The sequence below is a fragment of the Vibrio sp. F13 genome (assembly GCF_020806305.2).
Classification (GTDB): Bacteria; Pseudomonadota; Gammaproteobacteria; order Enterobacterales; family Vibrionaceae; genus Vibrio; species Vibrio crassostreae_C.
This window is the reverse complement of sequence record NZ_CP170176.1, coordinates 1389884-1413301: the sequence shown is the minus strand read 5'-3', so window position 1 is coordinate 1413301 and position 23418 is coordinate 1389884. Positions and strand designations below refer to the sequence as shown.

Sequence of the window (23418 nt, the reverse complement as noted above, 5' to 3'; positions counted from 1 at the left end):
CGAATGTCTTTATATAATCCAGTTGTTTGGCAAGATGGTATGTTCATGAAGCCTCAACATTTCCAACAACTAGACCGATCTCAAAGTAAGTTATCTAACATGCTTAGCTCTAATAGCTCTCCATTACATTGGGGAGTAAAAAAAATTGAGATTAATACTGAGCTATTGGCATTAGGAAAAATCGGAATCACACGAGCAGAAGGTATATTACAAGACCGCACGCCATTTGATTTACCGCTTCTTGCTGAACTTCCAGAAGTAAGAGATGTTGACCCATCTATTGCGGATAAAGTGGTGTACTTATGTTGCCCACTACCATCAGAGCGTTCGGAACTCTTTGGAGGTAATGGTGACGGTGCTCGTTATAACATGGAGACCCAAGAAGCCGTCGATGCATGTTATGAATCAGAAGATATGGCAAGTATTGTGGTGGGTAAACTTAACTTCTTCTTAATGTACGACCACGAAGATAAGAGTTCTTATACATCGATACCCATTTTAAAAATTTCCGAAGTGAAGCCCGACGGAAGCATCATTTTGGATGAGAACTATATCCCGACGTGTATTGATATTCATGCTTCTACCGTTTTAAGCAAGTTCGCGACTGAATTCGCGTCAATGCTCAAACATAGAGCAGAATCTATAGTTCAGCGTTTGGGGGTGGTTGACCAACAGGGCGTATCGTCTGTTGCTGACTTTATGTTGTTACAAGCCTTAAATCGCTACGAACCGTTGTTCTGGCATTTTGCAAGCGTAGAGGGTGTTCACCCAGAGTCGTTTTACCGAATCCTATTACAAGCTGAGGGTGAATTATCCACATTGTGTTCTGCATCTCGCAGACCACAAGAGTTCACCAAATATAACCACAGCCAACTTACTGATTGTTTATCTCGGACACTTGATAGCGCGAAAATGACACTCAGTGTGATGTCAGAGCAACGCGCAATACCTCTAACATTGAGAGAGCAAAGCTACGGAATTCGAACAGCAGCAATTCCAGACAGTAAAATTGTCGAATCTACGACGTTTATTCTTGCTGTTAAAGCAGACGTACCGCTTGATATTTTACATACACAATTTGTGAGCCAAACTAAGATTGGTTCGATCGACAATATTCGCGATCTAATTAACTTACAATTGCCGGGCATTGAAATGAAACCAATGCCAGTGGTACCTCGAGCGTTGCCTTATCATGCAGGTTATACCTATTTTGAGCTCGATAAAGCGAGTGACGAATGGAATGCATTGAATAACACAGCTGCCATCGCTGTCCATATTGCAGGTGACTTCGCGAACTTGTCACTACAGCTTTGGGCTGTACGCCTATGAGTTACGCCGAAAACGATGTCACAGTAGTACTATTTCAACCAGAGCCAGGCAAGCCAATGGAGGTGATGCCTGCACCTGATTTATCTAGAAATATTGCGGTAAGAGACCTAAATGTTGAGAGTATGGGTGTTAATCCTTTGGTCGATCAGTTTACTTGGTTAATCGCCAGTCTCTCATGCATGTCTTCGATTCCTTGGTTGGACGACCCTGGCCCTTTTAGAGAACAAGTTGCACGAGAAATTCGCAAAGGTGAGCGAAAGCTCAATGAAATGGAGTTGGATCGAGCATCAATATTGGTCATACGCTATTGCTTATGTGCTGCGATAGACGAATCTGTATGTCGACAAGAGTGGGGGGCGAACAGTCATTGGAGTACAAATAGTTTGTTGTCTGAGTTTCATAACGAAACATCGGGTGGCGACAAGTTCTTCACCATCTTAGAGCGCTTAAAAGCTGACCCTCGAAAATATAGACACGTAATAGAATTCCTCTATTTGTTGCTGCAGCTAGGGTTCCAAGGCAAGTATGGTCGAGAAGAGCGTGGCAACGAAAAGCTTTCAGAGATAGGAAATACTATCTATCGCTTAGTTAGAGACGAGCGTTTAGCTGAGCAGGAAAAAGTAACGTTAGTTAACTTAAAGGCGAAGTACTTAAAAAAACCGCTCAAACGGGTTATTTCCCCTAAGTTAATTCTTGGCGTCAGTACTGTCATCTTTGGCGTTATGTATGCTGCGACTTACTTGGTTATTGACCTAAAATTTCAGCAGCTTTTGGATGTGTATCAGTAGCATCAGATTTAATTGTGAGATCTTCTGTCCGTTTTTAAAAATAGACTCGAAGTAACAGTCTCATCCTTCATTTTCACTACGTACTTAGAGAGATTGCAGCCTGCGATCTCTTTTATCATACATCTATTGGAATTTAATTGGATTTACTATGGGCGTAACAGTTTGTGCGAATGGACTCAGCGTAGTTCATCAAGGCTCAGGAGGAGAAGCGAACGCAACACTCCCTGATGTTTGTTTAACAACAGTCGGCAAACCTGTTGTTCCTATCCCTTATGGTAACAATGCAAAGTCCGCCGATTTAGTAGGCGGCACCACGACCGTCTCTATGGATGGCGGTAACAGCATTGCTATTAAAGGCAGTAAATTCAGCGCCAGTACTGGCGATGCAGGTGGTGATAAAAAGGGCGTAGCCTCAGGCACTATTGAAGCCGAGGCCGAATTCATATCAGCTTCTCCTACCGTTAAGTTCGAAGGTGTCGGTGTATGCCGCCTTTCTGATCAAATGACCATGAATAAAGCCAACACCATGTGTTTAGGCGGTGCTCAAAACCCTTCGGTTTCTGTGACAGAAGAGCAAGAAGGGACGTATACGGTAGACCTGTTTCTTTCTTATTCTGATGGAGAACCTGTTCAAGGGGCTACATATAAACTGATTGATCAAACCGGCGCTTCCTTTGAAGGTACATTAGATAATGTAGGCAAAGCTTCGGTGAGTGGGGTTGCACCTGGTGAATTTAACATTGACTATGGTGAAGATAGTCGCGAATTCATGCCAAACATCCCAACTAAAACCAACCCTAATTTCAACCCAAATGCGAATGCCCAATTAATTATTGAAGAAGCCAAACGAGGTGAGGTTGGTTTCTGGGAAAATTCTTGGAAGAGAATGTCTGGCGCTGCCAGCTGGATCTGGGGGGTAATTTTAGGTGACTTTAATGATGATGCATCGGTAGAGCAAATCATTGCAAACACAGCGCTGACAATGATCCCCGTCGTAGACCAAGCAGCGGATGTACGAGACCTCTCAGCAAATATCATGACACTATTAAGTGAAGAAGAGCGAGATAAGCCAGAAAATTGGTTGGCACTCTCTTTGACTTTGATTGGCTGTGTTCCAACGTTTGGTAGTGCAGTTAAAGGTACATGTAAAGTCGCTTTGAAAGGTGGTAAGGGCACATCGAAAGACACTTTACTCGCGGTACTTCGGGGGATGGGCAAAGGTGATCCAGAAAAGTTCTTGCGTACATTAAAATGGGTTGATTACGCCAAGCAGGCGAGCAATATTGTATCGGATGTTCTAAAACCTTGTATTGAAGTGGCGAGTGAGCTTGCTTCTTACGCTAATCGCATGGGAGCTGATGAACTAGCAGAGTACTTCTTAAAGTTAGCCGACGAAGTGAAAACAATCGATAAAATGGTGCCAGATAAACTAAAAGAAGCGATGGGTGAGTTTGACCAGTTATTCGCTCGAATTTTGGGTAAAGGCGAGCGAGCTTATCCTGCAAAAGTTAAGCACAACACTGGTAAATCTGCTCAGTCAGGGAAGAGTGCGGATAAAACTAATGAGGAAAAAGACAAAAAAGAAGTTAAGTGTAAGGTCTGCTGCAGAATTGCTGGTAAAAAGAAAGGTCAATGTCAAGAAGCATTAAAGATGTGAGGTCTATATGGGTATACAAACAGATAAAGGACGTTGGTCCCGTTCGAGCCTAAAAACAAAGAAAATTAGTTCAGTTAGAGATAAACACCCTTTAAACTTTCAAGCATACTCGGTAGCGGCTCACCACTTGATTTCTTGTGAAGTAGCGAAGAAATTATCGAGCGTTCGAAAGAAGCAAATCGTGTACAAAGGTTATGATATAAACTACCTGTTTAACTTAACTTTCTTACCTACAATCGACCAGGTTTCATGCCAATATAGGGTACCTCTACACAAATCAGGACACACGGATCAACGTTTAGAAGAGTACTATCAGGCAGAAACGGGTACTAGCATTGTGCAAGATCTTTCATCTTTGGAGGCCAATGTTGCTAATGAAACGAATTCGTTTAAATCTGAATTATTAGAAGGGGACTTGTCGTTGATTACAAGTCTATCTGGGTATCATAAAGTCGTAGCTTCTATGCTTGCAAAAAAACTAAAAAGTGTAGATTGCGATACTAATGCTCAAGAGTACGTAGATACTCTAGATGAACTATCCCTTGATATTGCAGACTTAATCGGAAATCATAAACTTCACTTGATAGCCCGAGGAAGACACCTCAGTAATACAGGCACCGGATGTCATTTTTGTAGGAACTCCGGTGGTGATCGAAACCATTACGATTTGAGTGATGTTAGTTACAGAAGATCGGTACCGACTAAAGAAAAGGTAAAGGCATTTTGCTATGAAGGCAGTTCGTTGAAGACGATAGGAGAACAACAGTAAGCTATGAAATTCTCAATAATTAGTGAAAACTTTCAAGTTTCTAGTACGAGCTTTACATGTATCGATAATAGAGAGCCACTATATAGTAAATCCGAATATGAACCTACGAGCTCGAAATCACCAATAGTGTGGGAAGCACTGGACGGTTCGACTAAGCAAGTTGGAAATATAGCCGATAATGGGGATCTTTGTGTTACCAAGGAGTTTGCTGAGATCGTGATGAGCTTTGACCCTTATGGTATAGAGTGCTACCCAGCGACACTAAAATTAAGTGATGGCTCGTTGACTGATAGATATTTACTTGCTCTTAACAATGTTATTGATGTTATTGACGATGTTAAGTCTCGAACTAGAAAATCTCCTAAGAGAAACAAAATCCTTGTTATGGAGTTGTATTTGTCAAAAGATAAGATAGTACAAATACCTTTCCAAAAACGTATTTTGTTTAGGGTGCAAGGCGCTGATACTGCGACAGTGTTTTGTGAGGAAATTTACGATCTAGTAGCTAAAGATGACCGTTATTCTGATTTGAGGATGTTTAAGCTAGATTGCAATCAAGAAGTACCGAAATATTGAGGCGATAATGAAAAATCAATATAGTGTTTTATCAAAGCAAAACTTAACAGAGTTTCCATTTCAACAAACTCCAAAGCCAATTGTACCTGTCGAACCAGACTTATTACTGGAAATGACTTTTTCACCAAAGCTTTTTGTTATTGGCGATATCGCTTCAAAAGTAGAACAATTGGTTGTGCACGGTGTGGAATGGTTAGATGCTCGTGTCGATTGCTCCCCAAGCCAGCCATCTGATGATCAAATTAAGGTGTATGAAGACTATCGGATGCCTTACATTCACCAAACTTACAAATTGACGAATCAAGAAAAGCAGTTTGGTAAGCTTAATTGGATAGATGCTGAAAATACCGAGTTTGATTTTTCTAAGTTTGAGAATATTCCACTAGAAGAAAGGCTGATCTTCAAACTAGAAGAAGATTATGGTTTGGTTTTTATTCACCAAAGCGTGATTGATTTACTTAAGCAACATGTTAATGATGTTTGGGTTCGAGATGTATAAAATGAAAGCGCCTGAGGCGCTTTTTTTTAAGTCATACTGGTTACGTTAACTTCTGATACATAGCAATAGTTAAGCACTTAGATCTTTTCAATCTCGGGCAGGGTGTATACCTTCATTGATTCAACGTTAGGTTGATAGACACGTAATAAGAAAGACCAGTTGTCTTTAGGGGTGTAAGCAAAGTTTACGTTATTACCATCCGCATGTTTTTTACAGTCTAAACCACCGAATACCACCGTGAATGTACCGTCTTCGTTTTGCGTCAGTCCTTGATTGGTCGAAACGATGTTATTCTCGTTCGACATGAGATAACCTTTTGAATCGTAGACAGTGATTGAGTAATAACCTAGGTCACTAGCTAATTTAGGTGCTTCGTATGTCGCTTGGTAACATTGTTCACCTTTGGCATTCTCTAGTGCGTAAGGTGCATACATTGCGGTGTCAGCTGTCGATAGGCCGAACGCTCCAGCAATTGTGTAAGTAGTCTTTTCCCAGTCAGTCACATCTTGCGCTCGGTATTGAACTGTATCGTATGTGTCATTTAACTTATCGTATTCTGGCATTAATGCAGTACGAACTGCTTCCATAGCCTCAGTGTTTGGCTTTGGCAATCCTTCAAGATCTTGACCACCACCGATAATTTTCACTTTCGGCTGAAGCTCTTCTGTAATCCGTTTAACGTTTTGTTTTGTTCCATCTGTCGCAAAACGCAAGCCTATCAGCACATATTTTGTATCGAACATTTCAGGAGTGAACTCGTAAGTTCCTGCGCCAACCTTATAAAATGGTTGAGTGTGGTTCATATCTTGAAGGTGAAGTGTAACCAATTTCCCATCGTTCTCAGGTACAACGACTGTAAATGGTTTGGAGGTATCGATAACGCCCATTGAGTACAAGTGATCAATGGATGGTGATACAACCCAACGAGTGTCTTTGTTCGCCAGTTCTTTGAAGTGATGAAGGTTGTTTAAGCCTAACTTAAAGTTGCGAGCAAAATTGTCAGCAAACCAAATGCCTTCTTGGTTTATGTACTCATGCACCGTCATACCATGATCTTCTGGGTTTACCGCCCACGAAGAAGAGTCAATGTTAGCAAAGACGTCTTCAATTGATTTATCTTCATTGTTAAAGCTGGTTGTGGACGTTCCTGCAACCGTAGAGAAAGACGTGACCACTAATAAAGAAAGTAGAGTTTTTTTCATTTTTAAATACCATATTCTGTTTTATTAAGTTGAGGTAATGGTAAGTAAAAGTTTGGTATTTATGAAATGACTATATAGAATCACAGGTATGACAAATATGTTATACCTGTGAGGTTGGTACTTTGAAAGCTGCGCTAAACAAGATCGATTTGAACCTACTTAAGGTTCTACATGTTTTGATAGAAGAGCAAAATGTTACCCATGCTGCGGAGCGACTTTTTCTTGCTCAGCCTTCTGTGAGTCGGAAGTTACGGAAACTTCGAGAGCAGCTTGATGATGAGCTCTTTGTTTCGACTCCACAAGGAATGAAACCTACCTACAGGTGTAATCAAATCGCAGAGTCACTCCCTGACTTAATTGCGCTGCTAGAGAAAACATTAACTCCGGTAAAGAAGTTCGACGCGTACAGCCACGCTGGGCATATCTCTTTGGCCATTAATCCGCTTTTAGGACAGTCATTGCCTCATATCTTGTTTCTATTCCTTGCCAAGCATGCGCCGAACGTGACATTTTCTTGCCACATATGGAACCAGAATACGCTTGATAATTTAGCGAAAGATAACATTCAGTTAGGCATTAATTACGACGTCCCAATAGGCAGCAAGGCCATATTGCATAAACATTTGGCCGAAGATCACTTTAAGTTGTATGCGAATAAATCCCATCCTATTCATCTGAAGAAGATTGTAGAATTTGAATATCTTTCAGAATGTCGATTTGCAATTGCACAGTTGGCTGAGTGGAATGAAAAAGAGGGGATGATGGAAAACATGTTGGTGCAAAGAGGATTGAATTATAACGAAGTCTTTCGTTCCGAAATAATCTCAAATGTCGCAGCTGTGGCAGCGCAAACCGAGGCTCTATTTCCAACTTCAGAACTGTATATCGATAATACACATAACCTAGTTGAAGTTAGTCATGCGAGGCTCCCATCATTCAATAGCAAGCAGATTTTGCTTTATCAACACAAAAAAAGGGAGTCAGATCCTTTCTACTTGTGGCTACATGAAAACATAGTCCAGTTGGTTGATGGGTTAGGTTAGTTGTCCTCCTGGCAACTGTTTAACTCGATACATCGCTTTTTCTTAGAGTGAGCGCCATCACCAGGTACTTCAAGGATATTTCAACGAGTTTGTTTCAGTAAGTTCGGGGGTAATTCTCTATCTGTAACCGTTGATAAACTTAGCTCGGCGGCAACGAGCTCATGTGTGTTTGTATTGACTGCAATATGAAGCTTTCGCCAGACTCTACGCTTCCCATCCGTCCCGTGTTTTTTGACTTTCCATTCACATTCACCATAAACCTTAAGGCCAGTAGCATCGATGGCTAGGTGCCGTATTGCTCCTCTAGCTTTAGTCTTATGAGGCCTCAACTTGCTTGGCTCTACGAATGATGTAGGTGTAATGCGGACAACTTAACGGCACATGGGCTAACCAAAATATCGAGACTACAAATCCTTGCAGCGCTGTCAGTGGCATAGAGAAAACTCGTTTCACCATGAGTGCTGTCGTGATAGCTAAATCATTGAACCGATATGGCCTAAACGCGCGCTTATTCTGTTTGCTCTGCGTCCACCCTTTATCAATCCAAAAGGTCAGAAAGCCTCGATTAATAAATGATTGGTTGTATTGTAACGAGGTTTAGGCACAGAGCTACGAGAGGGGGTGGGCGTAGCTGAACAGGTCGTAGGTTCTAGGTTTAGTTCGATTGAATTACACAACAAAGCCAACTCTCGATATGGAATAGAACGCTATCTAGATAATGAAGAATAATAGGCAGCAATATCTTTTAAATCTTGTTCAGAAAGTCGACTTAATTGAGCCTTCATCATGTCAGCGTAGGCACCTTCACGTTGGTCGTTCTTATACATTGTCATAGTATTGAACAAATAGAGGCGGTCTTGCCCTTTAAGGTCTGGGGAGTTTTTATTCGTGTTGTCGCCAGCAACTGAATGGCAAAAAACACAACTCGGGGATTTCAGTTTACCGAGTTCTGGATCACCAAAGTTGTCTGCGTGAAGTGTGAAAGAGAGGGAAGCAGTTAGTAAGATTAGATACTTGTTGTACACGTATATACTCCTGTGAAAACAAAAGTATAAAGCTTCCCCTTAGGGGAAGCTCAAGTATTAATAGCGATAGATGAGAACTTTGCTGAGAGTTACAGCGCTTTTTCTAATTCCGTTAGGAATCGAGCAATGTCTTCTGTACTAATATCACGGTGAGTAACAAAGCGAACAGGATTACCTGGTGACATAGTAATACCTTGTTCACCTAGCTCTCGTGCGATGCGGTTGATATCTACTGATTCATCTAATTTAGCAAACACAATGTTAGTTTGAATGAAATCAGGGTTAACAGAAAAGCCTTCTAACTTGCTTAGGCCGATCGCTAGGTTTTTCGCGTTCTCGTGGTCAGCTTTAAGTTGAGCAACGTTCTCAGTCAGTGCCATTTTACCTGCTGCAGCAAGAATGCCTGCTTGACGCATACCGCCACCAACCATTTTACGTAGTCGACGTGCTTTACCGATGTACTCTTTACTACCAAGTAGCAGAGAGCCAATCGGAGCACCTAAACCTTTAGATAAACAAATCGTCATCGAATCGAAGTGTTGCGCGATCTCTTTAATGTGAACGTCTAACGCGACTGCCGCATTGTATACGCGTGCACCGTCTAAGTGCATCTGTAAACCATGTTGGTTTACGAACTCACGAGCTTCCGCTAGGTAAGACATTGGCAGCACTTTACCATTGATCGTGTTTTCTAAACTAAGAAGCTTAGTACGAGCAAAGTGGCTGTCGTCTGGCTTAATCGCAGCAGCAAGCCTTTTAAAATCTAAAGTGCCGTCTGGGTTGTTCTCGATTGGTTGAGGTTGAATCGAGCCCAATACCGCCGCGCCACCGGCTTCGTATTTGTAGTTGTGCGCCTGTTGACCACATAGATATTCATCACCACGCTCACAGTGCGCCATTAGGCCGAGTAGGTTGGCTTGCGTACCTGAAGAGGTGAACATAGCGGCTTCAAAGCCCGTTTCGTTGGCTGCCCACTGCTCAAGCTCGTTTACTGTTGGGTCATCACCATATACATCATCACCGACTTCTGCGTTTGCCATTACATCGCGCATAGCTTGTGAGGGTTTAGTTACGGTATCAGAACGAAAGTCCATGTTTCTCTCCTAGAGTGTTATAGGTAGCCGCAGAGTTGGGCTTTACTTAAACAAGCGATAGTTTTTGTATCGGTGATTTGATCGTGTCGTATTTTATCTTGCAGTTCTTCTAAGCTTAGTTCGAGCACTTCTATGACTTCATCTTCATCACATTCAAAGCGGGTAGTGAGGCTTAAGTCTTTTGCGACAAACAGATACTGTATTTCATCACAGAAGCCAGCCAAAGGGGTGACTTGCCCCAAGCTTTGAAAGGAAGTTGCGCTGTAACCGGTTTCTTCTTCCAATTCACGCTGGGCACATTGAAGAGGTGACTCATCAATTTCCATCGTGCCTGCAGGTAGTTCCAAAAGCCATTTCTTAAGAGAAGGGCGGAATTGGTTAATGAGGATGATTGTTCCAGACGAAGTGATAGGAAGAATAACTGCCGCGCCAGGGTGGTTTATTGTTGTATGTTTTACCACGACGTTCGTAGGGAGCGTCACGTTCTCTTCTATGAGAGAAATACTTTTCCATTTATGGATAACTTTACTCATGCAGTCTGGCCACATTCCTTGCCAATTTTTCGTATAACGGAAGACGTGCACCACCATAACGTCTATGGTGTCGAAAATAAAAGAAAAATTAGGGTTAGCAATAGATTTAGTTTCACGCCGTTCGTGATGTTACTCTCATAATTGGAATCTATGATTGCGCCAAAATTACCGACGTAACCATCTGATATAAATGCAACTCAATAATAAAATGCACTTGTAACAAAGCGCTAACAAATGTATAAAAACAATTCTACACTCTCAACTGTTCAAAGATTTTCGGAGTAACGCATGAACCCTTCTATTTCTTCACATGCTGACAAGGCGCTACTCTCTGAAAGAATCAATAAATTAGCGCATGCTCTGTCTGATGGTGTCTACGAAAGAGAAGACACTATTAAGCTTTGTTTACTGGCTGCTTTGGCTGGTGAAAGCGTGTTTCTATTAGGCCCTCCGGGCATCGCAAAAAGCCTTATCGCGAAACGTCTCATTCAGGCTTTTGATAACAGCAGCTATTTCGAATATTTGATGACTCGTTTCTCTACTCCCGAGGAAGTGTTCGGCCCACTAAGTATCCAAGAATTAAAAGACAACGGTCGTTACGTAAGACTAACCGAAGGCTACCTACCAACTGCACAAGTCGTCTTCCTCGATGAGATCTGGAAAGCCGGCCCTGCAATCCTAAACACGCTACTTACTGTCGTTAACGAAAAGACTTTCAAAAACGGCAGTGATATTGAACGTGTACCGATGCGTCTACTAGTATCGGCATCCAACGAACTTCCAGATGAAGACAGCGGCTTGGAAGCACTTTATGACCGTATGTTGGTACGCGTGTTCGTGAACCGTATTCAAAACAAACAAAACTTCAAATCGATGCTGACGACGGGTACTTCTCAAGAAGCGGTAATTCCAAAAGGTTTGGCGATTACGGACATTGAATACCATCAATGGCAGAAAGAGCTCGATAAGCTGGAACTGACAGACAATTCGTTTGATAAGTTGTTTGAACTAAAAACCATGCTTGAAGAGACGGTTAAGAAGCAAGGCTCTGCTTCAGAGTCAGAATTGTATGTATCAGACAGACGCTGGAAGAAGGCCGTTAAACTATTGAAAGCGAGTGCGTTCTTCAGTGGTCGCGATAGCGTGAACCCGCTGGATATTATGCTTCTGCAAGATTGTTTGTGGCATAGCCCAGAATCACGTGATGTGGTTCGTAGCGTGGTGAAAGACTTTGCATTGAACCGAGCGTTTGATCAACAAGAGTCGAAAGCTCAAATTGAAATGTCTCGTGAAGAGTTAGAAGAGATTCAAGACGATGTTGAATCAACGTTGTCGGTGTCACTTTCTATGGAGTCAACTAGTGGCTTGTTGCGTAAAGATGTTTACCAGAATGACATCAAGAACGCGAAAATGTACAGCGTGGGCAGTGCTTACAATCTAGTGAAACTGGTTATGCTACAAAGCAACATGTCGGTGTCTGAATCAGAGAAAGGCGATAGCCGTTGGGTATACGTAGCCAAAGACGATTTTGATCGTGTTCTTAAAGAAGGTCACGGCGATATTTACGGTTACGTAAACGAAAATAAAAACCTATGCCGTTTAAAACTCGACTTAGATGCCTCGAACCAATTAGTGATTAAAGACATTGCCAATCGCTCTGTCTTGGTGAGCGTTGTTACCACAGATGGTTTGGATCAAGAACTGTATAACAAGTGGTTAAGTGGCGCTGAAAGAGCGCTAGAACAGTTAACCGAAGCGGAATTCAAGTTAAAACGCGTTCGCACTGAATTCCATGATGCGTTACCTCATAACTATATTGACCCTGATTTACCGAAAGCGATGGAAGCAAGTTTGCAAGCGGTAACGCAAGATCTTGAAACCACCAAAGTGAAGAGCAGTAAGATTGCTCAGCGTATTAAGTTTATGAGCCAGTACTTCGAGTAAGGGGAGAGCATATGTTAGGAGCAGACGGCTTAAACCTCGCTTTGATGGTGGCTGATTCAGGAATCATTGATACAGCGATGAATGATCTCATCGCTCGTTCTCAAGTCATGATGGCTGCAGAGAACAAAGGTGTGAAAACATCAGTGAAAAACCACTTAGTCAAATGGCGCGGTAAAGTAAAAAAACGCGTCACCAAGGTGTGTGAAACTGATCGATTCCAAGAGGAAATCGCCCTTTATCAAGAAGTGATTTACTGGGATGAACCTCAGTTCTTTGATGAGATAGACAGTGTTATCAAAAAGCTCGAGTGGCACTCAGCGTTTTATCTACAAGCTCGACGCCTTATGGAGAACAACAAGGGTGTTTATAACGCGATGTTTCCACACTACTTTTGCGACCAATGGTACCAATCACTTTCTGATGCGATTAAACAAGCTCAAGTAACTGAACTTGAAACAAGCAAAGAAAAAGTCTTAGCCGATCTTTATCAGCGCATGGAAACCATGAAAAACATGGATAAAGTGACTGAGTCGGGTGATGAAGGCAGTGTAGGGCGCTTGTGGGACATGGCTTCTGCCAAATTAAGCAAAACAGACCTTACCATCATGAAACGTCATGCTGAGTTCTTGAATAAGCACAAGGGCTTGCAAGAGATCGCTGAAAAGCTAGGCCGTATGGCTGGTGAGGAAGATGATCCTTCGCTACACAAAGCCCCTGTAGAAGAATTGCAGGTGGTTGAAGAGAAAAGCGATGAAGCGGTCGATGATATTGTCGGGATTCATGAAAGTGATGACCTTAACAAGATGCTGCCAAACGAAACCATGTTCTTAGCTTATCCTGAACTTGAGGTTATCTTTTACAAGCACTTGGCCGACAAGCGTTTACTGAGCTATCGCTCGCAAGGTAAATCACGCACGTTACGCAAAGTGAAGGCGCAAAAACCAGATAGCAAGAACATCGATATTGAAAAGGGCCCGTTTATCGTCTGTGTGGACGCTTCGGGTTCTATGAGTGGTTTCCCTGAGCAGTCTGCTAAAGCAATGGCTTATGCCTTAATGCAAATTGCTCTTGCAGAAGAGAGAGACTGTTATGTGATTCTTTTTTCTTCTGAGCAGATTACCTATGAGTTAACAAGGCAAGATGGCCTACGTGAAGCGAGCGACTTCTTAAGTTACTCATTCCACGGCGGTACGGATTTGGAACCTGTTCTCATGAAGTCGATTGACCTAATGACTGGTGATAAATACAAGAATGCCGATTTAATCGTACTTTCTGACTTTATTGCGCCGAAACAATCAGACGAAATGATTGCTCAGGTTGAAAAGTTGAAAGAACACAAAAACCGTTTCCATGCGGTTAGTCTTTCTAAGTATGGCAACCCTCAACTTATGACTATGTTTGACCACTGCTGGGCGTATCATCCGAGTCTTGTCGGTCGTTTTATGAAGAAGTGGTAGCGCTAGAACATCTTGTTTAACTCGATTTTACTGTGTGTTTTTTGATTAAAGAGATTGAACATGCAGCAATTTGATTTAAATGTCAGCAAACGGAATTTAAATTCACTTTTTTGTTTGACTATCTCCCCTCAATCCGTAAAGTAGGCACCCGAACACAGCGGTGCGGCTTACTTAAGTCCCTAAAGTGTTGAATTAAAAAGGCGCCTTGGCAGAGTGGCTATGCAGCGGATTGCAAATCCGTGGACCTCGGTTCGACTCCGGGAGGCGCCTCCATTCTTTTTCTTAGCTTGATAAGTTAAGAGATATTAAGAATGAAAATGCGATACTAGCTCAGTTGGTAGAGCGCAACCTTGCCAAGGTTGAGGTCATCGGTTCGAACCCGATGTATCGCTCCAAATTTTGTAGTGTTGATTCATTTTGACATTAAGATGGTGTTTTACTTTTCAGTAATCGGCATCGCAATAAAGAATTGCGTGCCCTGGTGGTGGAATTGGTAGACACAAGGGATTTAAAATCCCTCGACGTTCGCGTTGTGCCGGTTCAAGTCCGGCCCGGGGCACCATCTATTTGATTATTACCTCGCTTGGTATTGATCAAAAGAGTTGTTCTCTTAAAACACTATTGAAGGCGCCTTGGCAGAGTGGCTATGCAGCGGATTGCAAATCCGTGGACCTCGGTTCGACTCCGGGAGGCGCCTCCATAATTCAGAAAAAACCAGTCCTAGTGACTGGTTTTTTCGTTTCTGGCCCCGCTAAAAGCTTCCTACGTACCCATTTCAATGCTTATCAAAGAAATCTTTGTTACGGATATACTTGCTCATCAAGTGGTAAGAGAAAGGTCTTATCAGCCAACTAAAGATAGAGCGACCAAGGCGGATTAATGTAGGAGTGTTCTCATAGATTCGTCCGTTATAAAGCCAAAGCACTTTACCTACATGCCAATAGAGCAAAGGAACCGGTGGCATGAAGGTCACGATGTCGATGTCACAGCAAATTCGGTAGGTCTTCTTACTCATGCGATAGTGCTTTCGAAAGCTCCAATCACCAATGGCGGGTTGGCCAAAAGTCACTATTCGTTTAATACAGCCTGGGTACTTTTGATCAAAGTAATCAGCGAAGACACAACCGATAGCGCCTCCGGAAGAGTGGCCAGTAATAGACACTCTTTTTCCTTGTTCGATGAGAGGTGTGAGCGTGGCTTCCAAGCGCTCAATAACGGTTAAGCCAAGCTTATCTTCATTACGACTTGGCTGGCTCTCTTGAAACATTAGATGGTAGAAACCCGCATGCACACGATAATTGAGCCCAATTCTCTTACAGCTTCTTGTCCATAGAGCAAAGGTTAGTAGCCAATCTGAGATACTGTGCGATCCTTTGATTACCACAACCACTTCATCTTTGTCGCTACTCCACAACACTCTAATCATGGTATTACCAAATTGGTTCTTGATGATGCGTTGTCCATTAGGGTCAAAACCATAGCGAGTCTGCTTAAAAACTCTAGGGTAGGCGAGGTTACAAAGAACGGCATAGCGCTCATATTGATATCGTTTTAGTGGTTTCACATGTTTACTTCTTAATAAGAGTTACTTCAAACTCTAATCGTTGAATGTGAAAAGCACATGAAAACGCCATTTGCTTGGTTTAAAACAATAAAATCACCGCATTCAATTGGTATTTGAATCAATGGTTGTCAGTGATTTGTCCGTTTAAATTAGAAATCCAAGTATAAGAACCGTACAAGCTGCACTAAATTTATTCTTTTGAGTTCGATAATTAATCACTTGAATTAAAAGATAAAATTTATTGTTGACGAATTTTTTCCTTCCGTTAAAGTACACCTCGTTCTCACGGCTTAGGTCGCTGAGAGATGGTGTTTTTACTTTTCAGTAATCGGCCTCGCAAGATTGCGTTGCCCTGGTGGTGGAATTGGTAGACACAAGGGATTTAAAATCCCTCGGCGTTCGCGCTGTGCCGGTTCAAGTCCGGCCCGGGGCACCATCTATCTAGCTTCTACATTTTGAGTAGAGTGATGAACAAAGAGTTGTTCTCTTAAATCACTATTAAAGGCGCCTTGGCAGAGTGGCTATGCAGCGGATTGCAAATCCGTGGACCTCGGTTCGACTCCGGGAGGCGCCTCCATTCTTTCTCTTAGTTTGATAAGTTAAGAGATAATAAGAATGAAAATGCGATACTAGCTCAGTTGGTAGAGCGCAACCTTGCCAAGGTTGAGGTCATCGGTTCGAACCCGATGTATCGCTCCAAATTTTGTAGTGTTGATTCATTTCGACATTAAGATGGTGTTTTACTTTTCAGTAATCGGCATCGCAATAAAGAATTGCGTGCCCTGGTGGTGGAATTGGTAGACACAAGGGATTTAAAATCCCTCGACGTTCGCGTTGTGCCGGTTCAAGTCCGGCCCGGGGCACCATCTATTCGATTATTACCTCGCTTGGTATTAATCAAAAGAGTTGTTCTCTTAAAACACTATTGAAGGCGCCTTGGCAGAGTGGCTATGCAGCGGATTGCAAATCCGTGGACCTCGGTTCGACTCCGGGAGGCGCCTCCACTATTCAAAGTTGAAAGGCCAGCAGAAATGCTGGCCTTTTTGCTATCTGAAATTCTAAACTCTCATGCTATGTTCAAACTTCCACGTATGCTCTCTAATCAGTAGCACCACTAGGAACAAGCTATATCAGATCACTTTTGTGCCGGTCTTTTCCTTATGTAAACCTATCATTTGCTAAACAACCAACAGCATCTGTTAACCAATTGCGCCGTTTGTGAGTGGAATGAGTGGGGAATGGAAAAGGGCGACTGTCTTTTGCGTCATTAAATTCTTCATATTTATACATAGTTGCTCATGATCCTGTAACGCTTTCATGAGTTATTACACTTATTATGACCACAAATGAAAATGATTGTCATTTACTTGTGTTGCTGCTAACCTATTGTGAAACTTTACAACATCTTATCTACTGCACGAAAGTGTATATAAAACCCCGCTAAACCTTATTAAACCTACGGTTATTCGTTTGCTTCGTATGATAAATCAGCAGATCTACCTCTTTTGTCCTACCCCTTTAGGGTAGTTCGATTTCGTAATTGATTTACATCATATTTTCATTTTCTTTCATAATTCATTATTCGCTCAGTTAAGAAATATATAACCTTCAGGAATTCTTATGAGCAAGATGAAGCTAGTCGTAATCGGTAACGGGATGGTCGGCCATCGCTATATCGAAGATTTAGTCGAGAAGACAGACGTTGCTAACATGGACATCACAGTCTTCTGTGAAGAGCCTCGCGTAGCCTATGATCGTGTACACCTTTCTTCTTACTTTTCACACCATACTGCGGACGAACTTTCTTTAGTTAAAGAAGGCTTCTACGAGAAACACGGCATCAACATGCTGATCGGTGAGCGTGCTATTAACGTTAACCGTGAAAAGAAAACAGTTTACTCAAGTACTGGTCGTGAAATTCAATACGACAAGCTAATCCTTGCTACAGGTTCATACCCATTCGTTCCGCCAATCAAAGGTAACGAAGGTAAAGACTGTTTCGTTTACCGCACAATCGAAGACTTGAAAGCTATCGAAGCAACCGCTAAGAATTCTAAATCTGGTGTGGTTGTTGGTGGTGGTTTGCTTGGTCTTGAAGCTGCAGGCGCACTAAAAGCTCTGGGTGTAACCACGCACGTTGTTGAGTTTGCTCCAAAGCTAATGGCTGAGCAGCTTGACCAAGCGGGTGGTAACCAACTTCGTCAAAAAATCGAACGTATGGGCGTTAACGTACATACAAGTAAGAACACGCTTGAGATTGCTCCTGAAGGCACTGAAGCTCGTAACGTAATGCGCTTTGCAGACGGTACAGAGCTAGAAACTGATTTCATCGTATTCTCTGCTGGTATTCGCCCACAAGACAAACTTGCTCGTCAAATGGGGCTGGGTATTGCACCACGTGGCGGTATCGAGATTAATGATCACTGTCAAACGACAGACAAAGACATCTACGCAATCGGTGAGTGTGCGTCTTGGAACCAAACGTTCTACGGCCTAGTGGCTCCTGGTTACAAAATGGCAACGGTAGCGGTTGACCACGTTGTTGGTAACGAAAGCACATTTGAAGGTGCTGACATGTCTGCGAAGCTTAAGCTTTTGGGCGTGAAAGTAGGCTCTATCGGCGATGCGAACGGTCGTACTCCTGGCTGTAAGAGCTACGTTTACCAAAACGAAGAACAAGAAGTTTACAAGCGTCTAATCGTTTCTGAAGACAACAAGAAGCTGCTTGGTGCAGTAATGGTTGGTGACACGTCTGACTACGGTGATCTTCTACAGCTTATGCTGAACGAAATCGACCTACCAGAACACCCAGATGCATTGATTCTTCCTGCTCATGCTGGTGCTGAAAAGCCAACACTTGGCGCGGATTCTCTTCCTGAGTCTGCTGTTATCTGTTCTTGTTTCGATGTGACTAAAGGCAAGATCGCTCAAGCGGTTGCTGAAGGTCACCACACAATCGGTGATATCAAAGCAGTAACAGGCGCAGGTACTGGTTGTGGTGGTTGTATTCCACTAGTGACTTCAGTACTAAACGCTGAACTTGCTAAAGCTGGTGTTGAAGTGAAGAACGACGTGTGTGAGCACTTTGCATACTCTCGCCAAGAGCTTTTCCACCTAATTCGCATCGAAGAAATCAAAACGTTCGATGAGCTATTAGAGAAATACGGTAAAGGCTACGGCTGTGAAGTATGTAAGCCTCTAGCAGGTTCTATCCTTGCTTCTTGCTGGGGTGAACACATCCTTAAGCCTGAATTAGTGAAGCTGCACGATACCAACGACAACTTCCTAGGTAACATGCAAAAAGACGGTACTTACTCTGTAATCCCTCGTATGGCGGGTGGTGAAGTAACACCTCAAGCACTAAGCGTTCTTGCTGATGTTGCTGCTGAATACAACTTGTACACCAAGATCACAGGTGCACAACGTATCGGCCTATTTGGTGCTCAGAAAGATGACTTACCAGCAATCTGGAAGAAGTTAATCGCTGCAGGTTACGAAACGGGTCAAGCTTACGCAAAAGCACTTCGTATGGCGAAAACATGTGTAGGTTCTACTTGGTGTCGTTACGGCGTTCAAGATTCAGTTGGCCTAGGCGTGATGATCGAGAACCGTTACAAAGGCATCCGTACTCCTCATAAGATGAAGTTTGGTGTGTCTGGCTGTACTCGTGAGTGTGCTGAAGCTCAAGGTAAAGATTTAGGTATTATTGCGACTGACGCAGGTTGGAACATGTATGTATGTGGTAACGGTGGTATGAAACCTCGTCACGCAGACTTACTGGCAAGCGACCTAGACCAAGAAACGCTAATCAAGTACATCGACCGTTTCATGATGTTCTACATCCGCACGGCTGCGCCACTACAACGTACTTCGGTATGGATGGACAACCTAGAAGGTGGTGTTGATTACCTACGTGAAGTGATTGTAGACAACAAGCTTGGTATCAATGACCAACTTGAAACTGACATTGCTGGCCTAGTAGATAACTTTGCTTGTGAGTGGACAGACACTATCAACGATGAAGCTCAACTTAAACGCTTTGCACACTTCATCAATGCTGATGACCGTGATGAAAACGTTGTGTTTGTTGAAGATGGTCGTGAACAACACCGTCCTGCGACATTCACTGAGAAACACCCTGAAGCCATTACTTCAAAGCATCAGGGCGACATCATTCACGTAGAATCTGTTTAATTGGGAGACGACACCATGGCATTTACCAAAGTTTGTAAGATCGAAGACATTATCCCAGGTACAGGTGTTTGTGCGTTGGTTAGTGGTGAGCAAGTGGCTATCTTCCGCCCAACTGAGGCTGAAGAAGTATTCGCGATTAGCAACACAGACCCATACTTCCAATCTAACGTGCTATCACGTGGTTTGATTGTTGAGCACAAAGAAGAGCTTTGGGTAGCAAGCCCACTTAAGAAGCAACGCTTTAACCTAGCAACAGGTGTGTGCATGGAAGACGAGAACTTCAACGTGAAAGCGTACAAAGCTCGTGTTGCCAAAGGCGCTGTAGAAATCTCTGCTTAATCTTCGGATGAGTAAGATTTGATAGTTCAAGGGTTCTAGTTCTCGATATTGCCTTAACTCGGCAACTAGAGCCTTTTCCTATCCAATTTTAACTTTTAATTTAAACTTTTTAAGGACAACCTTATGTCTCCTGATTACAAACCAGCTGAATTCGTTCAAACGATGATTGATGTGGGTGAAGCGAAAACGAAAACAAGTACTCGCGATCTTCTGATTCGAAGCACTATGGCTGGTATCATCCTTTCTCTAGCGGTTGTTGTTGCTATTACAGCAATGGTTCAAACCGGTATTGGCCTTGTTGGCGCACTTGTGTTCCCAGTTGGCTTCGTCATTCTAAGTGTAATGGGTTATGACCTAGTAACTGGCGTATTCGGCCTTGCACCTTTAGCGAAATTCGACAACCGCCCAGGTATTACTTGGGGTCGTATCCTACGTTGTTGGGGTATTGTTGGTCTTGGTAACCTTATCGGTTCTTTGATTGTTGCTTTCCTTGTTGCAGTATCACTAACGGGTAACTTCTCTTTAGAACCAAACGCTGTTGCTCAAAAGTTCATTGCTGTTTCTACAGGTCGTAGCCTAGGTTTTGAAAACATGGGTATGGACGGATGGATCACGTGTTTCGTACGCGGTATCTTCTGTAACCTTATGGTATGTCTAGGTGTGATTGGCAACATGACTGCACGCACAGTATCTGGCCGTGTAGCAATGATGTGGTTCCCAATCTTCATCTTCTTCGCACTCGTATTTGAGCACACAGTGGTAAACATGTTCCTATTCCCACTAGGTATGATTCTTGGCGCTGATTTTGGTATCGCGACATGGTTGAACTTCAACCTTATCCCAACAATCCTAGGTAACATCGTTGGTGGTCTATTAATGACGTGTGTTCCTCTATACTTAACTCATGCTAAAACAGCTCCTTCTCTAGGCGCTAAGTAATTAGATAGTTCTAGGTTAATGAGCAACTAATAATGTGTGTTAAGCCCCAAGCTGTTGATTTGGGGCTTTTTTGATCTTAACACTCTCTACTTTGATAACCGTGCACCTAAGGCGAGCAATGTGTGCTTGATGATGGTGCAAATGTCAGGGTTTTCCAACGTAATAGATTGTTTTGTTATATAAACTTCTATCTTGATTAGAATTAATCGTAAAGTTTTATGGCAACAACTGATAGTCTAAGAAGTAGGGATATTGGTGATTCATACAACGATGAATCGTCATACAGAATTAAGCTTGAAATATAACAAGCTAACTTTCGGAGCAAAGCATGTCAGAAGTATCGCCATCGAATGTTAAAACAGGAAACACAGGATTTGTTTCATTAGTAGGTGCAGGTCCGGGCGACCCAGACTTACTTACGTTAAAAGCGGCACGAGTGATTCAACAAGCAGACGTGTTGGTTTATGACCGTTTGGTATCAAAAGATATTTTGGCGATGGCTAATCCAGAAGCGGAAATGTTGTATGTGGGCAAAAAGCTCGATCATCACTGCGTACCGCAAGATCAGATCAACCAACTATTAGTGACCAAAGCTCAAGAGAACAAACACGTAGTGCGTCTAAAAGGTGGTGACTCGTTTATCTTTGGTCGTGGTGGTGAAGAGTGTGAAACGTTAGCTGAGAATGACGTGAGATTTGAAGTGATTCCGGGCATCACAGCTGCTGCCGGAGCAACGGCTTATGCGGGCATTCCGTTGACGCACCGTGATCATGCACAAAGCGTGCAGTTTATTACAGGTCACTTGAAGAAAGATGGCGAAGATATTGACTGGCAATCTCTTGCTCAGCACAACCATACCATCGTGTTTTACATGGGCTTGAAAGAGAGTCCGAACATTCAGAAGAATCTACTCGATAATGGTATGCGAGCTGACATGCCAGTTGCGATCATCGAAAACGGTACACGCCAAGAACAAAAGGTGTTTAGAGGTGGGTTACGTGATTTAGCTGACCTTGCGAGCGTCGCAAAGAGCCCAGCGCTGATTGTTGTAGGCAGCGTGGCTCAGCTCCATGAAAAACTTGCTTGGTTTAACAAACAAGCTTGATCGTTTGACCTTCTAATTGGATCTCTAAGCCACTACTGAGTCCATCAAGAATCAAATACTGCAGCGGCTGCCTTGTCGCTGCATTTCTTGTTGGCGCATCGGCATTTCGTCAATGATATTGGTGATCTGTTTCCAATCTGTTTTGCCACTCCATCGGTGCTTCTCTTTCCCGTCTTTACCAATCAAAACAGCGGTATGTGATCCTTTCGGGATCTCGTAAATACTGGTGACTGCTTCTAAGTTAAACTCTTCTTCTAACCAAGTTGGGACTGTGTAACCACTCTCAGCAATAACCATAATGACGACATCTCGTTCGTCCAATTGACAGTTATTGAGCAACACTTCATTCAGAAACTCTTTAACGATTGAATCTTCCTTTGGAGCGAAATAAATCACACTGCGGTGTGGCAAAGGCTTTGAGTGAGAATAAGCGGGGTAGGCGAGTACTGAATTGATGGTTAAGCTCATGATTATTACCGTGCTGATGGTCAGTAGTTTAAGCAAACTAAACCAGCTACCAGAGTTTGATGGTTGATTTAAAGTTTGCATCGCTTTGGTTGTGTCGATGCTTACGATCGAATTGTGTGTTTGTCGGTGCAGCATTGCCAACCTCCCTTTAAAAACTCTAAGCCTGAGTACGATTTGAACGCTACGTAAAGAAGAAGGTGAAGATCAGAACCACCTAAGAAACGCTCAAAACAAATCCATTTACAATAAGCATAGTTAGGATTACGTAAAGACACTTAGCTTTACGCTAAAGATATTAGATTTACGTTAACGATAGCTGGCAGGTTCATTTTTATTGAGTAAAGCGACTCGCATTTTATAATTGAATAGAATAGGGTATACGGAAAATCTAAAGGTATGAATTTATGGAAAACATAGCAATTTTGGTCGACGTTCAGAACGTTTACTACACGACGCGCGACAAATACCGTTCTAACTTCGACTATAACCAGTTTTGGTATGTTGCCACGGAAGGGCGTAACGTTATTGCAGCTAATGCTTACGCAATCTCAAGCCAAGATCCAAAGCAGCGTCAATTTCATCATATCCTTCGTGGTGTGGGCTTTAATGTGAAGTTAAAGCCGTTTATTCAGCGTCGAGATGGCAGTGCAAAAGGCGATTGGGATGTGGGTATTGCGTTAGACGCGATAGAACTTGCTGAGACGGTTGATACGATTGTTTTGGTATCAGGAGACGGTGATTTCGAAATCCTTGTAGAGCGAATCAAAGAGCGCTTTGGCAAGCCTGTTGAAGTGTATGGTGTTCCGGGGTTAACTGCTCAAAATCTTATCGATTCTGCATCAAAATTTGTACCGATTGAAAAAGATTTTCTTCTATAGAGGAAATCGGGCACT

General features: G+C 42.7%; 20 protein-coding genes, 9 tRNA genes and 1 pseudogene. 23 read left to right on the top strand and 7 right to left on the bottom strand.

Going from position 1 to position 23418, the window contains the following annotated elements:
- The first annotated feature begins 3 nt into the window (after window positions 1–3).
- The 6 genes from tssK (at window position 4) to LMH68_RS21195 (ending at window position 5618) form a co-directional block, all read left to right on the top strand.
- Complete coding sequence (tssK, locus tag LMH68_RS21220) at window positions 4–1329, top strand: type VI secretion system baseplate subunit TssK (protein ID WP_102333589.1); 1326 nt, start codon at window positions 4–6, stop codon at window positions 1327–1329.
- Entirely contained in the window at window positions 1326–2117 is a 792-nt protein-coding gene (gene icmH, locus LMH68_RS21215) for a type IVB secretion system protein IcmH/DotU (protein WP_017064531.1), read from the top strand. Before tssK ends, icmH begins: the two co-directional genes overlap by 4 nt.
- Window positions 2118–2265: 148 nt before the next feature.
- Entirely contained in the window at window positions 2266–3774 is a 1509-nt protein-coding gene (locus LMH68_RS21210; RefSeq protein WP_229648395.1) for a PAAR-like domain-containing protein, read from the top strand.
- A gap of 7 nt (window positions 3775–3781) precedes the next feature.
- A complete protein-coding gene (locus LMH68_RS21205) occupies window positions 3782–4543 on the top strand; it encodes an AHH domain-containing protein (RefSeq protein ID WP_229648396.1) in 762 nt (253 codons plus the stop codon).
- A 3-nt stretch (window positions 4544–4546) separates the two neighbouring features.
- Window positions 4547–5119, top strand: a complete 573-nt coding sequence (locus LMH68_RS21200) for a hypothetical protein (protein WP_229648397.1) — start codon at window positions 4547–4549, stop codon at window positions 5117–5119.
- 7 nt (window positions 5120–5126) lie between these two features.
- Entirely contained in the window at window positions 5127–5618 is a 492-nt protein-coding gene (locus LMH68_RS21195; RefSeq protein ID WP_229648398.1) for a hypothetical protein, read from the top strand.
- Window positions 5619–5695: 77 nt separating this feature from the next.
- On the opposite strand, the gene LMH68_RS21190 is transcribed toward LMH68_RS21195, so the two are convergent.
- Window positions 5696–6820 (bottom strand): DUF1254 domain-containing protein, encoded by a 1125-nt coding sequence (locus LMH68_RS21190; protein ID WP_017064536.1) that lies wholly within the window; start codon window positions 6818–6820, stop codon window positions 5696–5698.
- A 122-nt stretch (window positions 6821–6942) separates the two neighbouring features.
- Between LMH68_RS21190 and LMH68_RS21185 the strand changes: the two genes are divergently transcribed.
- Window positions 6943–7863, top strand: a complete 921-nt coding sequence (locus LMH68_RS21185) for a LysR family transcriptional regulator (protein WP_076668635.1) — start codon at window positions 6943–6945, stop codon at window positions 7861–7863.
- 83 nt (window positions 7864–7946) lie between these two features.
- Here the strand turns inward: LMH68_RS21185 and LMH68_RS21180 are convergent.
- The 4 genes and pseudogenes from LMH68_RS21180 to LMH68_RS21165 all read right to left on the bottom strand — a co-directional run.
- Window positions 7947–8433 (bottom strand): annotated as a pseudogene (locus tag LMH68_RS21180) (IS5 family transposase); the annotation flags it as partial.
- 137 nt (window positions 8434–8570) lie between these two features.
- Complete coding sequence (locus LMH68_RS21175) at window positions 8571–8888, bottom strand: c-type cytochrome (protein ID WP_017064539.1); 318 nt, start codon at window positions 8886–8888, stop codon at window positions 8571–8573.
- An 89-nt stretch (window positions 8889–8977) separates the two neighbouring features.
- Window positions 8978–9982 carry a low-specificity L-threonine aldolase gene (gene ltaE / locus LMH68_RS21170; RefSeq protein WP_229648399.1) on the bottom strand — a complete coding sequence of 335 codons (1005 nt, stop codon included), beginning with the start codon at window positions 9980–9982 and terminating at the stop codon, window positions 8978–8980.
- Window positions 9983–9999: 17 nt separating this feature from the next.
- Window positions 10000–10515 (bottom strand): NUDIX hydrolase, encoded by a 516-nt coding sequence (locus LMH68_RS21165; RefSeq protein WP_123322394.1) that lies wholly within the window; start codon window positions 10513–10515, stop codon window positions 10000–10002.
- A 288-nt stretch (window positions 10516–10803) separates the two neighbouring features.
- On the opposite strand from LMH68_RS21165, the gene LMH68_RS21160 reads away from it, so the two are divergent.
- From LMH68_RS21160 to LMH68_RS21135, 6 genes are all read left to right on the top strand, one after another.
- Complete coding sequence (locus LMH68_RS21160) at window positions 10804–12459, top strand: ATPase RavA domain-containing protein (protein WP_229648400.1); 1656 nt, start codon at window positions 10804–10806, stop codon at window positions 12457–12459.
- Between the two features lie 11 nt (window positions 12460–12470).
- A complete protein-coding gene (gene viaA, locus LMH68_RS21155; protein ID WP_017064542.1) occupies window positions 12471–13916 on the top strand; it encodes an ATPase RavA stimulator ViaA in 1446 nt (481 codons plus the stop codon).
- A 199-nt stretch (window positions 13917–14115) separates the two neighbouring features.
- A tRNA-Cys gene (locus LMH68_RS21150) sits at window positions 14116–14189 on the top strand.
- Between the two features lie 46 nt (window positions 14190–14235).
- Window positions 14236–14311 (top strand) — tRNA-Gly (locus tag LMH68_RS21145).
- A gap of 80 nt (window positions 14312–14391) precedes the next feature.
- A tRNA-Leu gene (locus tag LMH68_RS21140) sits at window positions 14392–14478 on the top strand.
- 64 nt (window positions 14479–14542) lie between these two features.
- A tRNA-Cys gene (locus LMH68_RS21135) sits at window positions 14543–14616 on the top strand.
- Window positions 14617–14691: 75 nt separating this feature from the next.
- Here the strand turns inward: LMH68_RS21135 and LMH68_RS21130 are convergent.
- A complete protein-coding gene (locus LMH68_RS21130; RefSeq protein ID WP_229648424.1) occupies window positions 14692–15480 on the bottom strand; it encodes a lipase family protein in 789 nt (262 codons plus the stop codon).
- Window positions 15481–15829: 349 nt separating this feature from the next.
- Between LMH68_RS21130 and LMH68_RS21125 the strand changes: the two genes are divergently transcribed.
- From LMH68_RS21125 to cobA, 9 genes are all read left to right on the top strand, one after another.
- Window positions 15830–15916: transfer RNA gene (locus LMH68_RS21125), tRNA-Leu, on the top strand.
- Window positions 15917–15983: 67 nt separating this feature from the next.
- Window positions 15984–16057, top strand: a tRNA-Cys gene (locus LMH68_RS21120).
- 46 nt (window positions 16058–16103) lie between these two features.
- A tRNA-Gly gene (locus tag LMH68_RS21115) sits at window positions 16104–16179 on the top strand.
- 80 nt (window positions 16180–16259) lie between these two features.
- A tRNA-Leu gene (locus LMH68_RS21110) sits at window positions 16260–16346 on the top strand.
- Window positions 16347–16410: 64 nt separating this feature from the next.
- A tRNA-Cys gene (locus LMH68_RS21105) sits at window positions 16411–16484 on the top strand.
- A gap of 616 nt (window positions 16485–17100) precedes the next feature.
- Window positions 17101–19674: a nitrite reductase large subunit NirB gene (nirB, locus tag LMH68_RS21100; RefSeq protein ID WP_229647489.1), complete on the top strand. Its 2574-nt coding sequence runs from the start codon at window positions 17101–17103 to the stop codon at window positions 19672–19674.
- A gap of 15 nt (window positions 19675–19689) precedes the next feature.
- Window positions 19690–20013, top strand: a complete 324-nt coding sequence (nirD, locus tag LMH68_RS21095) for a nitrite reductase small subunit NirD (protein WP_017062559.1) — start codon at window positions 19690–19692, stop codon at window positions 20011–20013.
- Window positions 20014–20136: 123 nt separating this feature from the next.
- The gene (locus LMH68_RS21090; protein WP_017062558.1) at window positions 20137–20952 is read left to right on the top strand and encodes a formate/nitrite transporter family protein; all 816 of its coding nucleotides are present in this window, start codon (window positions 20137–20139) and stop codon (window positions 20950–20952) included.
- A 328-nt stretch (window positions 20953–21280) separates the two neighbouring features.
- Window positions 21281–22057: a uroporphyrinogen-III C-methyltransferase gene (gene cobA, locus LMH68_RS21085; RefSeq protein ID WP_017066845.1), complete on the top strand. Its 777-nt coding sequence runs from the start codon at window positions 21281–21283 to the stop codon at window positions 22055–22057.
- 51 nt (window positions 22058–22108) lie between these two features.
- Here cobA and LMH68_RS21080 read toward each other — a convergent pair whose 3' ends face one another.
- Window positions 22109–22606 carry a DUF4174 domain-containing protein gene (locus LMH68_RS21080; protein ID WP_050546503.1) on the bottom strand — a complete coding sequence of 166 codons (498 nt, stop codon included), beginning with the start codon at window positions 22604–22606 and terminating at the stop codon, window positions 22109–22111.
- Between the two features lie 323 nt (window positions 22607–22929).
- On the opposite strand from LMH68_RS21080, the gene LMH68_RS21075 reads away from it, so the two are divergent.
- The gene (locus tag LMH68_RS21075; protein ID WP_010429860.1) at window positions 22930–23403 is read left to right on the top strand and encodes an NYN domain-containing protein; all 474 of its coding nucleotides are present in this window, start codon (window positions 22930–22932) and stop codon (window positions 23401–23403) included.
- Window positions 23404–23418 lie beyond the last annotated feature (15 nt).

Coding starts and splice junctions, on each gene's coding strand:
- viaA (WP_017064542.1), top strand. CDS start 12,471: ATGTTAGGAGCAGACGGCTTAAACCTCGCTTTGATGGTGGCTGATTCA.
- icmH (WP_017064531.1), top strand. CDS start 1,326: ATGAGTTACGCCGAAAACGATGTCACAGTAGTACTATTTCAACCAGAG.
- LMH68_RS21090 (WP_017062558.1), top strand. CDS start 20,137: ATGTCTCCTGATTACAAACCAGCTGAATTCGTTCAAACGATGATTGAT.
- ltaE (WP_229648399.1), bottom strand. CDS start 9,982: ATGGACTTTCGTTCTGATACCGTAACTAAACCCTCACAAGCTATGCGC.
- tssK (WP_102333589.1), top strand. CDS start 4: ATGTCTTTATATAATCCAGTTGTTTGGCAAGATGGTATGTTCATGAAG.
- LMH68_RS21195 (WP_229648398.1), top strand. CDS start 5,127: ATGAAAAATCAATATAGTGTTTTATCAAAGCAAAACTTAACAGAGTTT.
- LMH68_RS21075 (WP_010429860.1), top strand. CDS start 22,930: ATGGAAAACATAGCAATTTTGGTCGACGTTCAGAACGTTTACTACACG.
- cobA (WP_017066845.1), top strand. CDS start 21,281: ATGTCAGAAGTATCGCCATCGAATGTTAAAACAGGAAACACAGGATTT.
- LMH68_RS21160 (WP_229648400.1), top strand. CDS start 10,804: ATGAACCCTTCTATTTCTTCACATGCTGACAAGGCGCTACTCTCTGAA.
- LMH68_RS21165 (WP_123322394.1), bottom strand. CDS start 10,515: ATGAGTAAAGTTATCCATAAATGGAAAAGTATTTCTCTCATAGAAGAG.
- LMH68_RS21205 (WP_229648396.1), top strand. CDS start 3,782: ATGGGTATACAAACAGATAAAGGACGTTGGTCCCGTTCGAGCCTAAAA.
- LMH68_RS21190 (WP_017064536.1), bottom strand. CDS start 6,820: ATGAAAAAAACTCTACTTTCTTTATTAGTGGTCACGTCTTTCTCTACG.
- nirD (WP_017062559.1), top strand. CDS start 19,690: ATGGCATTTACCAAAGTTTGTAAGATCGAAGACATTATCCCAGGTACA.
- LMH68_RS21200 (WP_229648397.1), top strand. CDS start 4,547: ATGAAATTCTCAATAATTAGTGAAAACTTTCAAGTTTCTAGTACGAGC.
- LMH68_RS21080 (WP_050546503.1), bottom strand. CDS start 22,606: ATGCAAACTTTAAATCAACCATCAAACTCTGGTAGCTGGTTTAGTTTG.
- nirB (WP_229647489.1), top strand. CDS start 17,101: ATGAGCAAGATGAAGCTAGTCGTAATCGGTAACGGGATGGTCGGCCAT.
- LMH68_RS21210 (WP_229648395.1), top strand. CDS start 2,266: ATGGGCGTAACAGTTTGTGCGAATGGACTCAGCGTAGTTCATCAAGGC.